The following is a 12,955-nucleotide window of genomic DNA, read 5'->3' as shown; positions in this document are numbered from 1 at the left end:
AATTAGATGAAAGAAGGGATTCGAATGGCAGATAAAAAAAAGAAGAACCTTCCTCCCCAGGCACAAAAATATCAAGATTTTCAGGAAAAGCGTGAGGTAAAGCGGCCATTACTCAAAAACTGTATAAAAGCATTTCTAGTTGGGGGGTTTATTTGTTTCATAGGTCAGCTTATTTCAACGTTTTACATTTACTTTTTTGATTTTACAGAACAAACAGCTGGAAATCCAACTACAGCAACACTGATATTCCTTACCATGCTACTTACTGGCTTTGGCGTATATGACCGAATCGGACAATTTGCCGGTGCTGGGTCGGCAGTACCAGTCACTGGTTTTGGTAATGCGGTAATAAGTGCTGCAATTGAGCACCGTACCGAGGGCTTTGTTCTAGGTGTCGGTGGAAATATGTTTAAGCTTGCCGGATCTGTCATTTTGTTTGGTGTATTTTCTGCCTTTATCGTGGCATTAATTAAAACAATCCTTATAACATGGGGTGGATTTTAATGCTTGCAGGGCACAGGACGTGGATTTTTGAAAATAAACCAGTAATTATTTCTACTGGAACAGTCGGAGGTCCGTTTGAAGCAAATGGTCGTATTCCCCATGCTTTCAATATATTACATGACGATATGTGGCTGGAACAAGCTTCATTTGAAAAAGCGCAGCAATTGATGATGGAAGAAGCATGTCAATATGCTATTAAAAATAGTCCAATTGAAAAAGAACAAGTCTCTTTTTTTATCAGTGGTGACCTAATCAACCAAATCACCCCTACAAATTTTGCAGCTAAAACGGTAGGAAGTCCTTTTTTTGGTTTATTTAGTGCTTGCGCCACCTCTATGGAAAGCTTAGCTTTAGCTGCTTACATTTTGAATAGTAATGGTGCAGATTATATTCTTAGTGGTACTTCTAGCCATAATGCTGCAGCAGAAAAACAATTTCGATATCCAACAGAATATGGTGGGCAAAAACCTCCAACTGCTCAATGGACAGTAACTGGTGCTGGATGTGCTTTAGTTGCAAAAACCGGTGATGGACCACAAGTAACCTCAGCAACGATTGGGAAAATTGTGGATATGGGAATGACGGATCCTTTTAATATGGGTGGAGCCATGGCTCCCGCTGCAGTAGACACAATCTTAACACACTTAAAAGAAAGAAATGTTGATGCTTCCTATTACGATTTAATAATAACTGGTGATTTAGGACATATTGGAAGAGAGGTTTCATTAGACCTATTAAGGAAAAATGGTGTCAATATCATTGAAAATAATTATCTAGATTGCGGACTGACTATTTATCGTGAGGATCAACCAGTATTAGCGGGAGCAAGTGGTCCAGCATGCTCTGCAGTGGTAACCTATGGACACTTTTTAGATTTAATGAAAAAAGGAAAACTGGATAAAATACTGGTAGTTGCAACTGGTTCTTTACACTCTCCTCTAAGTGTAAACCAAAAGGATCCTATACCATGTATAGCACACGCAGTCTCTATTGAATCAGGAAGTGATAGAACATGATATTTTTCTGGGCATTCGTTATTGGTGGTTTAATTTGTGTCATTGGCCAAATAATGTTTGATGTTTTTAAATTAACTCCTGGACATACGCTTAGCATACTAGTGGTTGCAGGAGCGATATTAGATGGATTTGGATTATATGAACCATTAATCGATTTCGCTGGTGCTGGAGTAACCGTTCCTATTACTAGCTTTGGTAATTCTTTAGTTCATGGGGCAATGCAGGAAGCAGAAATGCATGGTTTAATTGGTGTTATTACGGGTATGTTTGAAGTTACAAGCTCAGGAATATCCGCAGCCATCATATTTGGTATGATAGGTGCGTTAATTTTTAAACCTAAGGGATGATTGGAGGTCACCTTAATGACAGTTGGGGCCCAAGTAAAAAGTTGTTATGCAAGTATCAAAGGGATAGAAGCTAGTTTACGTATTCTCAGATCCCAGTCTAATGATTTAGAGGCACATGACGCATACTTGGAAACAGAACATATCATTCAGGAAATAAAAAAAGATCTTGAAGAGCAAGTACTTTTACTTGCAAGGCAAGAACCGCAATATAATCAGTAGAAAGGAAAATTCTCATGCCAGATTGGTTAGAGATTGTAGTACGATCCGTTTCACTTCTCATCATTTTGTTTTTCTTTACTAAATGGCTTGGGATGAAACAACTTTCACAACTAAATGTTTTTGAATACATTACTGGTATTGTTCTTGGAGGGATTGTCGCAATCCACGTTAGTACACTAGAGAGTCCCTTCTACTTTGCTGTTATCTCCATGTTGATTTGGTTTATTATCCCTTATCTTGTCGAGGTTATTTCCTTAAAAAGCAAAACGTTTCGTAACTTTGTCCAAGGAAAAAGTCGGGTAATCATTCAAAACGGAAAAATTATGGAAGATAACTTAAAAAAGGAACATTATTCCACGGATGATCTATTAGAAAGCTTACGCGAAAAAAATATATTTAAAGTTACAGATGTAGAATTTGCTGTATTAGAACCTACAGGAAAACTAAATGTACTTCCGAAAACAGAATATCGCCCATTAACCGCTAAAGATATCGGTTTAAAGCTTGCACCAAGTAAAGAACCACAAACTGTAATAATGGATGGAAGGCCAATTCTAGAGTCTCTAGCTAACCTCTCACTAAATCCAACCTGGCTAGAAACAGAATTGGAAAAAATGAATGTTAGTATTGAAAATGTTTTTCTTGGACAAGTTGATAGTGATGGACAATTGACAGTAGATCTATATGACGATAAGCTCACTGTACCAATGCCAACACAAAAACCACTCCTACTTGCTACAATGAGAAAATGCCAAGCAGACTTGGAAATATTTGCCTTAGCAACAGAGAATGAGAGATCAAAACAGATGTATCAAGTCAATAGTGAAAAGCTACAAAAAGCGATTGATAAGGTAAAACCATATTTACAGTAAAATCCCACATCTTTTAACCTGTGGGATTTTATTTCGTATATTACATAATTTTAGCAATACGTGGAATCGTAAGATAAGAAGTGATACTGGAGTTGTTCATACAAGATGATTAAATTAAGAAAATCGGTTAAGAAAAAAGATAAAGAGGTAAGCGAATCTCCAAAACAAAATAAAGAAACTACAAACCTAACGATCGATCCAAGTTTAGAACAAACCTTAAAAATCTTTCGTGAAATTTATACTGTACCGACTAACCATGATGTCATTATTCGAAATCTTTCTATTCCCGGAAAAGATAAACCAGCTGCTATTATATTCATTAAGACAATTACCAATCCTCAAATCATAGAACAAAATATTATAAAACCTCTTCAAAGTAGTACAGAGCCATTCCAAAGCATTGAGGACATCGTCTCAGCCCAATCGATATCAACTGAAAACAACATTAATCAAATCGCAACAAAAATTAATAATGGGAATGTTGCTCTCTTTATTGAAGGAGAAGATCTAGCTTTCCTTTTTGATGCTTCTAACTTTGAAAGCAGAACAGTTGAAAAAACAGAGAATGAGAACGTTGTAAAAGGACCAAAAGAGGCATTTAATGAAAAAGCCGCAACTAATATTTCCTTAATTCGAAAGCGAATAAAAAGTGAGAACTTAGTAGTAGAATCCGCAATCGTCTCAAAGGAATCAAAAAACGATTTATTTATTATCTATCAAAAGGACTTGGTAAATGAAAAATTATTACAAAATGTTAAAGCACGCGTTAAATCTCTAGATACAAATGCGATTCAAAATTTAAGTTTACTTGAACAATATATCGAGGAACGAAAATATTCCATATTTCCAACCACTTTATATACTGAAAGGCCGGATCGTGCAGCTTCTTTCATTGAGGATGGATATATTATCTTAATCATGGATAATTCGCCAGATACCTTAATTATCCCCGCTACATTTTGGTCTTTTTATCATTCAGCAGAAGACCACTATTTACGATTACCATATGCCAACTTTACAAGGTTACTACGGATATTGGCTTTGTTCATCACCTTATTTGCTTCTGCTCTCTATGTAGCCGTTGTTACCTTCCATGCAGAAATGATTCCTCCAGATTTACTACTAGCCATTGCAGCAACTCGGGAGCGAGTACCATTTCCTGCAGCAATAGAAGTCTTCATAATGGAAATCGCCTTTCAACTAATCCGAGAAGCAGGCTTAAGAGTTCCAAGTCCTATTGGTCCAACAATTGGAATAGTTGGTGCACTAATCTTAGGACAGGCTGCTGTTCAAGCAAATATTGTAAGCCCTATTGTTGTTATTATTGTTGCATTAGGTGGGCTAAGTTCATTTGCGATTGGTGATATCAGTATGAATTTTGCTATTCGTATCAGTAGATTTATGATGCTTTTAAGTGCAAGTATATTCGGTTTATATGGTATTACTTCAATTTTTGTAATGGGGTTATTTTATATGCTTTCTATAAAATCGTTCGGTGTACCTTATTTGGCTCCCATGACTCCTAATTATATATCCTCGGAGGATACAATTATAAGGAGAACCTTACAAAAAGAAATATTCCGGCCAGGCTACGTAAAACCAAAGAATTTAAAGAAAAGACAGGGAGAGAACTAATGGAACAGTCAAAAGGAAAAATTGGGATAAAAGAATTTGTTGCAATCAGCATGATTATCCTTTCGACAAAGTTAACTGATGATACTCCAGCTATTTTGTATGAAAAATTGTACAATGCTGGTTGGATGGCTATTATTATAAACGGTATAGTTACTATCCTCCCTATCTTTCTTTTAATACGAGTGATTACAAATTATCAGGGAAAGGGGCTTATAGAGGTTACAAATCAATTATTCGGAAAGTTCCTTGGATATATTATCTTATTTGCTCTTTGGTTAGGTATATTAGCTGCCACAATCATAGATACAGCAATTTACACAGATATTGTCAGTAGCATGTATTTTGTCAAAACTCCCACAATTGTCATTTATGGCGTCTTAATGCTGGCAAGTGCTTATGGTGCTAAAAAAGGATTAGAAAAAATAGGATCCGTTGCATGGACCGTTTTTCCCTATTTGCAGGTTCCATTTTTAATCGCTCTAATTTTAACGATAAGGCATGGAAATACATCCTTCCTCTTTCCCTTTTTTGGTCCTGGAGAATGGACAATTATGAAGGAAAGTGTAATGAAATTATCGATTTTTGCGGACTATCTTTATTTATTTATTCTCGTACCATTTTTAAGTACAGCTGCTACTATTAAAAAAGGAGCATGGATTTCATTATTTTTTGTTGTAATTAACTTAGTTCTTGCAATGACTAGTTTTGTTTTTTTATTTGACTATAATTCACTTATGCAGATGAACTATCCATTTCATGAGGTAATACGTACGATTTCTGCAGGTTTTATAACCAATATGGAGACATTTTTTTTCCCATTTTGGTTAATCGGTACTTTCGTTCGATTTTCAGTATATTTGTATATTAATGCATTATTATTCGGGCATCTCTTTAAAATTAAAAACTTCGAGTATATTATTCCTTCTCTCGCAACATTAATTATTTTTATAGGAATAATACCAGATACGCCTACCTTCACCATTTTCTATCTGAGAGAAACGGTTCTAAACATATTGTCACCTGTTTTTTTCTTCCTACCTTGCCTGATGTGGCTAATAGCCAAGCTTAAAGGAGATTTTAAACATGAAAAAGCAAATCAATAGAGGAAAGATAATCATTTATCTGATCCCTTTATTCATTCTTTCTGGTTGCTGGGATCAGCGAGAAGTTGAAGAATTTGCTTATGTCATCGCAATGGGTATTGACAAGCCAAAAGATGATGAAGATCTTATAAAAATCACCTATCTTATAGCAAACCCAGAGGCAGGAAACGCTGCAAGTGGTGGTGCTGGGAGTGAACCCCCTCGTGAAGTTATTTCCTTTAAAACAGATGACTTTGTTGTTTCGAGAAATATAGCTAATACGGTTATTGCGAAGCAGATTTCTTATGATTTATTAAGAATATTGATAGTTTCAGAAGACTTTGCAAGAGATGAGAATTTTATTAGATGGATATATGATGCTACAAAGGAAATGGAAATTAGGAGGGACGCAAAGCTAATGATTACTAAAGAGGATACGGAAAAATATATACTCAACAATCAACCAAAACTAGAAACGAGGCCTCATGAATATTTTCAGATGATTATTGAACGTGGGAATGAAACGGGAATGACACCAACTTCAGATTTAACTACTTTTTTCCGTATTACTGAAGCCGACGCCGATCTTTTTTTAGGAATTTATAGCACAACGGAAAAGGAGGAACAATCATCTAATTCTAATAACCCCGATAATTTTAAAGCTGGTGAATTTCAATACGGAGGAGAAACAAATAATACCCAATTTGCAGGATCTGCTGTATTTAAAGAGGGTAAGATGATTGACGTATTAACAATCGAAGAAACCAGACTAACCTTTATGTTAAACCCAACATTAACTGCGCAAGAGATTTTAACAACTTTTCCAGATCCGTTTGATGAAAAATACCGGATTGCAACACGTCTTACAAAAAATGGTACTGAAGATATAAAGATAAATACAAAAAAAAGCACCCCATCAATTGATGTAAGTGTACCTGTATTAGTGGAAGTTTTAACTAACCACAGTATGGTGCATTACGCAAAAGACTCGCAAAAAAGAAAAACCTTAAATAAAAGCTTTGAGCAAGCTTTAGAAAAGAAGCTAAACGAATTAATTAGAAAAACACAAGAGGAATATAAAGCAGATCCATTTGGTTGGTCATTAATAGCTCGAAAAAAATTCCTAACTATACCAGAATGGGAGGCATTTGATTGGATGAAAAAATATCCTGAAATGGACATTAATATCACAGTTGATGTAGAGCTTGGTAAATTTGGCAGGCAGGGAGATATACCAAAACTAAAGGAAATTAGGGATTAGCTTGACGTTATTGATCATTATTGCAACATTAACAATTTTTATCTATACGATTGGATTCGCAATTACTTTATGGAAAGAAAAAAATAAATTTGGCTCTATTTCTATATCCATTCTGGCTTTAACAATTTTAATTTTACCTTTTTTTACCGCGATAAAATTTTAATCGCACTATTTAGGCGCTCCCTACAGGTTGAGCGCCTTTAAAGTTATTAGGAAACTATCTTATTGGTTTTCAATCTTTTAAACAACTGTTGTATCATGATTTCTCTAAATGAAGGATTTCTTTCGACAACACGGCTGTATTCCCTATATCACAGAAAAAATACTGCAACCACTGTCATCACTAATAATCCTACGATAACAGGTACGAAGTTTTTTCTTACTAATTCCATAACAGATACGCCACAAAACCCAGCAATGGCAATAAGGGATGACCATGCAATTATAGTTCCACCACCAGTCCATATAGCTCCCATTTGTCCAATAGCTGCAAGCGTTTCTGTATCGATACCACTGGTCTCTAATGATGCAGCTAAAGCTCCAGTCAATGGCAGCCCAGAAAACCCAGATCCGTCAAGTCCTGTAATGATACCAATAATTAACATGCTAAATGCTGCAAATAAAGCACTTTGCGGTAGAAATTCCTGAGTTGCTTCTACTAAGCCAAATAAAAATGTCGGACCTTCCTCTACGCCTAAAATACTTCCAGAAAAATCACCACTACCCAAAAAGAAAAATCCCGCAATAGGAATTACTGGTCCCATTGCTTTAAAGGCAAAAACAAAGCCGTCTGTTATATGATTGGTAATATAGTCTAGCGCATGGTGTTTACCGAATGCGATAGTCGAAAGAAGTAATAAAATAACAGCCACCCCGCCCACAAAAGCGGCTCCATCTCCCCCTACTAGACCTCCACTTCCTGTATATAGCTTGTTATACATCATATAGATAACGACGACTAATAAAGATAAGGGTACAAAAACAGCAAATACTTTGCTCCATTTTGTTAAATTTTCTGTAATTGCCACATTTTTTGTTTCTTCACTCCTATTAAGTGTTTTTAGGTCGACTTGATTCTGTGGATTGTTCTTTGAACGAATTGATTTTCTATACATCGTGTAGGCTAATAAGATAGCAATACCACCTGCAATAATGGATAGCAATAGCGCTTTATCTGCTACTAAGCTAGTCGATGTACCTGCAGCAGTAGCAGAAAGACTAGGAGCTACCTGGACAATATAGTCTGAGGATAATGCCATTCCCTGCCCTGCTAAAGCAACCGCTACTGCAGCTGTAATTGCTGGAAGACCTGCTCTTACTGCTGCCGGGACTAATAATGCACAAATTAGCGGAACAGCAGGAGTTGGCCAAAAGAACAACGAAATTGCGTAGGTTACTCCAACTAGGACAAAAAAGGAGACATGGCCATTAACCATTACTTTCTGTATCGGTTGAATCATTCTTACATCAGCACCTAAGTCCTTTAATGAATTTAGTAGAGCAAGCATAAAGGTAATAATTAAGAAAATGCTAAATAATTCTTGTGCTGCAACTAGATTCGCATGAAATATAGCTGTAAATCCGTCTACTATATTGCCCTTATATACCCAAGCAATAATAAACGTACCTAATAATGTTGGTAGTACAACACCTTTACGAAATATCATTGTAATAATAATGACTAAGGTAAAAATACCATATAACCAATGGGTAAACGTTAGCTCCACATTCATCTTCCTCTCTACTATTGTGCTATAGCCTATGCGTGGCCATACACAGCGGTGAGAGGAAGATTTATAAATTGCCCTATTCTTCTTCTACAGTAATAAATAATTCATCATACCATTTGTCTCCAAAGTAAACATCTAATTTCCATTGACCAGCCGAGGGGAATATCATACCAGTATGAAGCATAATTTCATTTTCATTATTTTGGGAAACAGAATCAATCCCGTATCCAGCATCCCAGGAGGAGTAACCGTTCTTCATTAATACTGGATGTTTTTTGCCGTTTTCATCAGTGGCAAACACTTTCAAATTTCCACTCATAGATTCATCGACCTTCCAAAAGTACCACATATTTTTATTAGGTACGTTTGCGATAAAGTTGTAATATTCCAGTTCCCCCTTCTCTCCTGAACCAATTTGAATTCCAAACTTTCCTTCCTTACCGACCAAACCGTATTCTCCCGGGGTTTTCTCCTCCCCGAACTCGACCGGAATAGAAAATTTAGGACTCTCCCTCCATTTTTCCTTCTCAGCAATATTAGAATTAAGCCTAATATAATCACTTAAGTCAAAACGAGCAATACGATTTTCCCCAAGATAAACAATTACATCCGCATATAATGCGTTATTCTCAAGCTCATTAAGTTTTCCCTTTGGAGGTAGCTTAGATAATCCTGAAATATCGTCCTCCGTACCTAGTAGATAATAACGTGTAAAGCTTCCTTTTTTATCTGCTTTCAATCTACTATCACCTGTTGCCCCATTACCAAGGTCATTTCCATTTATAATATCCTGTCCGAAAACATCTAGCATACTTTGTCTCAATGGTTCTTGGGGTTCTATTTCGATACGGAGACCTTGTTCTTGATTTTTTTCTTTATCAAAGCTTAGGCTGCCCATACTCTGATTACCTTCATTATGGAGTGTTAATTGGTATTCAATTACTGTGGGGATGTGCTTATCATTTCCAATATCTATGGAGCCAAATTTGGATTCATCAGAATATATTTCTACCTTTACATCAGACAAAGAAAGCACAAAATCCTCTTCTATCGTTCCTTGGTTCTTAATTTCTTGGTTAAAAAATGGAAGTGCTAGTAGGATAAACAGACAAAAGCTAATTGCTACACCAGCATATCGAAAAATTTGAAAAGGATATTTTGGTTTTTTATCATCCCTAATTTGTCTCATAATCCTTTCTTTATCTGTTTGAGTTGGGAGTTCATCATAAGTGGCTTTTAATTTCTTCATTTTTACGTCAAATTTTTTATGTTCCAAATGGAATCCCTCCATTATGATTCGTTTTTTTCCATTCCTCAACCAACATCTTTTTTCCACGGTGTATCCTTACTTTTACTGTAGAAAGCTTGGAACCGGTAACTTTTGCAATCTCCTCATACGTTAAATCATGAAAATAAAAAAGAATTATTGGGATTTTATTCCGATCTGGTAATCGTTGAATACTTTGATGTAATAAAATATCATCTTCTTGTTTTAAAATTTGCATTTCTACTTGCACATACTGTTCTTGTAGAATGTCATGATTATTCTTATATCTACTCTGAATAATCCCCAGACTCTTTTGCTTTCTTCCATAGTCCTTTACAATGTTCATCGTAACTTTATATAACCAAGAGGTAAATGATTGGCCATCAAACCGGTTGCTAAAACGAAATATACGGATAAAGACTTCTTGGGTAATATCAGGTATATCATGGAAAGGCACCCTATTATTGTTATAATTGGTTATAAAACAGTAAAGGTACAATTAGTAAAGATAATATATAATATTTATAAAATAGCGAAATTAATCATTTCTGTTTCGTTACCGCGATTTTATATCAAGACCTAGAACATATTTATAAAATTGTTCTACATGTGTTAGATATTGCAGTGATACATGATAAGGGATTGATAGAAAGGAGTATTCAATTCCCAACGGAATTTTACTATAGTAATAAAAACCATTATGCTGTTGGGGTTAAATTGAAAAGTATTGAAACAAATTTAGAAATACTATCTAACCGTTTTGAATAGAAAAAAGCGAAGGTTTTTCAGAGAAACAAGAGTTAATTAAACATATATACTCTGATTGTTTGTATGGAATATCGACTTAGAGATCTAAGGTAATAAAAAAACATGTGTACAATAAAGTACACATGTTTTTTATTACCTTTTTGATTTATTAAACAATAAAATTAAAATCCATATTAATCCAATCAACATAAAAGCGATTGAAATGTAAAGTGATAATGTATATAATTCACCACTTGCAGAGCCTGTTTCAATTAAAATGAAACAGATAACACCAAAAAATAAATACATGTGTGGTAATATAAATTTGTTCATAGTTTCCCCTCTTATCCAAAGAATGTCTTATCTATATACTTGTGCATGAGTATTAGGGTGTTTTGAAAACTTAGTTTCATGATTTGCTGCGATAGTTAAATCTGCAGCTCTAATAGAAAAAGATGGCGTAATAGACCAAAACTTCTCCTGGTGAGCATAATGACCATATGCATCTACTAAACGTAGATTGTTAACATTTGGTTCAATAGAATACTGCATATAGATTTTATGTCTCCAGTTACTGCTCAAAGTATCATCTTTTAAATTAACCCGTAGACCGTAATCACCTGATCTATTCCAATTACCGCTACCACTATAATAATATATGGTATCCCCACCTGATCCAGTTATAGCTGACTCATATATTTGATAACCATATTCTGTACCTCTAATAGGTGAAGTATTGTCATTAAGTCCTACTCCTATTATATCAGTATCTGTATATTTTGCTGCTTGTAACCAATTCACATAATTACTTACTCTCCAACGGTCTGTTTGTTGCTTAGTTATAGTAGTTTTCATAGATTTGTAAGATGTCCAATGAGAATCGCTACTAGCCATGGTATTAATTACACCGGTCGACTTATTTTCAATTGCATCTTGTGCTGCCCTAAATTCTTCATAACTAATTTCTTCAACTTTAGTCATTGAAGCATATTTATCCTCTAATTTTTCTGGACTTAAAGTCTCTACGCTATCTAGTTTAAAACTATTTTGTTCTGGAACATATTCAGTGACTTTATAATACTTAGTGTCCTCAGATAGAACTTCCATTTTCATAAGGTCACTAAAAGTATCACCAGATAATATGTATGATTTAATTAGGTCTTCGTCAAAACCTTTTTTCTTTAATTCATTTATCTGACCTTGTGTTAAATTTAATTCAGATTCCTCGGCACTTACTGGTAACGATATTAATAGTATTAATAGTAATGCGAATGGTGCAATGATTAATGGCTTGATTTTTTTCAATTTTTCTTCCTCCCTGTTTATTTTGAATTTTATTACCACTACAGTTTAATTTTATCAGAAATAGAAGTGTAAAAAGTTGGGAAAGTTGAGGGACTTTAGTAGGATTAAACCCCAAAAAACTTTCCTACTTTCCTGTGAAAATATTTAAGTATTTCGAAAAAATAAGAGGTTATATATTGTAAAAGAGCATAAAAAGAAAGCACCAACCTTTATAGGGTCAGTACTCCAATTGAATCTTACCATCTAATATTAATGTATTTACCTTTCTAGATTTCCTTTAGGAATCACCTATAGAACAAATTCGTTCAGTTCGTTTTCTATTTCTTCATCCGTGATACCAATATAATCTATTGTTACCTCAGGGTGGTGATGATTTAGTATTTTCTGCAATTGTGCAACATCTTTCGTTTGTTTGTAGTACCAGTAGCCAAATGTTTTCCTCATTGTATGTGTACCGACACTTTCAATCTCTGCCATATCTGCAGCCTTTTGTAATTGCCTATATGCTTGTGTAGTCGATATTGGTTTATCCCCTTTCCTGGAAGGAAACAACCACTTTGAATCAACGGTCTTGGCATAACTTTGTATTTCATCATAAATATTAGTTAAGTTAATGGTACGAGTTTTTTTCGTTTTACCTTCTTTTATGATGATCCTTTTCTTTCGTTTCACGTCAGATACTTTTAATGCCAGAATATCTGATACTCTAAGACCAGTATTTATCCCAATAAGAAACATTATGTAGTCTCTTTCCAGGCAGAAACGTTTTAACGCCCATTTCATATCCTCCAGCTTCTCTTTGTTACGGATCGGTTGCACATCTTTTATTTGATTCTGTGTTGTGATGATGTTTAGCCTCCTTTTACAACCCTTTTTAAAATAGGGTTTTGAATGTATGTTTTTTGAAAGGTGATCTTATCATAATCCGGAATTTGGATAAACACAATAAATACAATGAAATTAATGTAAG

14 protein-coding genes are annotated in these 12,955 nt (G+C 34.9%); 9 read left to right on the top strand and 5 right to left on the bottom strand.

From position 1 onward, the window contains the following. The first annotated feature begins 24 nt into the window (after positions 1-24). The 8 genes from spoVAC (at position 25) to HNR27_RS17295 (ending at position 6,936) form a co-directional block, all read left to right on the top strand. The gene (spoVAC, locus tag HNR27_RS17330; RefSeq protein WP_429340621.1) at positions 25-504 is read left to right on the top strand and encodes a stage V sporulation protein AC; all 480 of its coding nucleotides are present in this window, start codon (positions 25-27) and stop codon (positions 502-504) included. Beyond that, a complete protein-coding gene (gene spoVAD / locus HNR27_RS17325) occupies positions 504-1,520 on the top strand; it encodes a stage V sporulation protein AD (protein ID WP_212919472.1) in 1,017 nt (338 codons plus the stop codon). Before spoVAC ends, spoVAD begins: the two co-directional genes overlap by 1 nt. Next, positions 1,517-1,867: a stage V sporulation protein AE gene (gene spoVAE, locus HNR27_RS17320; protein ID WP_429340620.1), complete on the top strand. Its 351-nt coding sequence runs from the start codon at positions 1,517-1,519 to the stop codon at positions 1,865-1,867. Before spoVAD ends, spoVAE begins: the two co-directional genes overlap by 4 nt. Positions 1,868-1,882: 15 nt before the next feature. Beyond that, on the top strand, positions 1,883-2,086 hold the full coding sequence (locus HNR27_RS17315; RefSeq protein WP_429340619.1) for a DUF1657 domain-containing protein: 204 nt from the start codon (positions 1,883-1,885) through the stop codon (positions 2,084-2,086). Positions 2,087-2,100: 14 nt separating this feature from the next. Next, positions 2,101-2,958 (top strand): DUF421 domain-containing protein, encoded by an 858-nt coding sequence (locus HNR27_RS17310; protein WP_429340618.1) that lies wholly within the window; start codon positions 2,101-2,103, stop codon positions 2,956-2,958. Positions 2,959-3,063: 105 nt separating this feature from the next. Continuing rightward, positions 3,064-4,593, top strand: coding sequence for a spore germination protein (locus HNR27_RS17305; protein WP_429340617.1), 1,530 nt, complete (start codon positions 3,064-3,066; stop codon positions 4,591-4,593). Beyond that, positions 4,593-5,696 carry a GerAB/ArcD/ProY family transporter gene (locus HNR27_RS17300; RefSeq protein WP_429340616.1) on the top strand — a complete coding sequence of 368 codons (1,104 nt, stop codon included), beginning with the start codon at positions 4,593-4,595 and terminating at the stop codon, positions 5,694-5,696. The genes HNR27_RS17305 and HNR27_RS17300 overlap by 1 nt, the downstream gene beginning before the upstream one ends. Beyond that, positions 5,677-6,936 (top strand): Ger(x)C family spore germination protein, encoded by a 1,260-nt coding sequence (locus HNR27_RS17295; RefSeq protein WP_429340615.1) that lies wholly within the window; start codon positions 5,677-5,679, stop codon positions 6,934-6,936. The genes HNR27_RS17300 and HNR27_RS17295 overlap by 20 nt, the downstream gene beginning before the upstream one ends. A 311-nt stretch (positions 6,937-7,247) precedes the next feature. Here HNR27_RS17295 and HNR27_RS17290 read toward each other — a convergent pair whose 3' ends face one another. The 3 genes from HNR27_RS17290 to HNR27_RS17280 all read right to left on the bottom strand — a co-directional run bounded on the left by HNR27_RS17290 (position 7,248) and on the right by HNR27_RS17280 (position 10,390). After that, a complete protein-coding gene (locus tag HNR27_RS17290; protein WP_429340614.1) occupies positions 7,248-8,663 on the bottom strand; it encodes a hypothetical protein in 1,416 nt (471 codons plus the stop codon). 79 nt (positions 8,664-8,742) lie between these two features. Then, a complete protein-coding gene (locus HNR27_RS17285) occupies positions 8,743-9,942 on the bottom strand; it encodes a DUF4871 domain-containing protein (RefSeq protein WP_429340613.1) in 1,200 nt (399 codons plus the stop codon). After that, positions 9,932-10,390 (bottom strand): RNA polymerase sigma factor, encoded by a 459-nt coding sequence (locus HNR27_RS17280; RefSeq protein ID WP_429340612.1) that lies wholly within the window; start codon positions 10,388-10,390, stop codon positions 9,932-9,934. Before HNR27_RS17280 ends, HNR27_RS17285 begins: the two co-directional genes overlap by 11 nt. Here HNR27_RS17280 and HNR27_RS17275 point away from each other — a divergent pair. Continuing rightward, positions 10,310-10,516: a hypothetical protein gene (locus HNR27_RS17275; RefSeq protein WP_429340640.1), complete on the top strand. Its 207-nt coding sequence runs from the start codon at positions 10,310-10,312 to the stop codon at positions 10,514-10,516. The two genes, HNR27_RS17280 and HNR27_RS17275, sit on opposite strands and share 81 nt — an antisense overlap. 524 nt (positions 10,517-11,040) lie before the next feature. Here HNR27_RS17275 and HNR27_RS17270 read toward each other — a convergent pair. Together HNR27_RS17270 and HNR27_RS17265 are read right to left on the bottom strand one after the other, a co-directional pair. Further along, the gene (locus tag HNR27_RS17270; protein WP_429340611.1) at positions 11,041-11,985 is read right to left on the bottom strand and encodes a hypothetical protein; all 945 of its coding nucleotides are present in this window, start codon (positions 11,983-11,985) and stop codon (positions 11,041-11,043) included. A gap of 288 nt (positions 11,986-12,273) precedes the next feature. After that, positions 12,274-12,768: a tyrosine-type recombinase/integrase gene (locus HNR27_RS17265; protein ID WP_429340610.1), complete on the bottom strand. Its 495-nt coding sequence runs from the start codon at positions 12,766-12,768 to the stop codon at positions 12,274-12,276. Positions 12,769-12,955: the final 187 nt, after the last annotated feature.

Source organism: Ornithinibacillus bavariensis, assembly GCF_050433565.1.
In the GTDB taxonomy this organism is placed as follows: Bacteria; Bacillota; Bacilli; order Bacillales; family Amphibacillaceae; genus Ornithinibacillus; species Ornithinibacillus bavariensis.
This window is presented reverse-complemented; position numbering and strand designations above follow the sequence as displayed.

What these genes read in the sequence shown, in the direction of transcription:
- spoVAC (WP_429340621.1), top strand. Translation starts at nt 25, where the DNA reads ATGGCAGATAAAAAAAAGAAGAACCTTCCTCCCCAGGCACAAAAATAT.
- spoVAD (WP_212919472.1), top strand. Translation starts at nt 504, where the DNA reads ATGCTTGCAGGGCACAGGACGTGGATTTTTGAAAATAAACCAGTAATT.
- spoVAE (WP_429340620.1), top strand. Translation starts at nt 1,517, where the DNA reads ATGATATTTTTCTGGGCATTCGTTATTGGTGGTTTAATTTGTGTCATT.
- HNR27_RS17315 (WP_429340619.1), top strand. Translation starts at nt 1,883, where the DNA reads ATGACAGTTGGGGCCCAAGTAAAAAGTTGTTATGCAAGTATCAAAGGG.
- HNR27_RS17310 (WP_429340618.1), top strand. Translation starts at nt 2,101, where the DNA reads ATGCCAGATTGGTTAGAGATTGTAGTACGATCCGTTTCACTTCTCATC.
- HNR27_RS17305 (WP_429340617.1), top strand. Translation starts at nt 3,064, where the DNA reads ATGATTAAATTAAGAAAATCGGTTAAGAAAAAAGATAAAGAGGTAAGC.
- HNR27_RS17300 (WP_429340616.1), top strand. Translation starts at nt 4,593, where the DNA reads ATGGAACAGTCAAAAGGAAAAATTGGGATAAAAGAATTTGTTGCAATC.
- HNR27_RS17295 (WP_429340615.1), top strand. Translation starts at nt 5,677, where the DNA reads ATGAAAAAGCAAATCAATAGAGGAAAGATAATCATTTATCTGATCCCT.
- HNR27_RS17265 (WP_429340610.1), bottom strand. Translation starts at nt 12,768, where the DNA reads ATGAAATGGGCGTTAAAACGTTTCTGCCTGGAAAGAGACTACATAATG.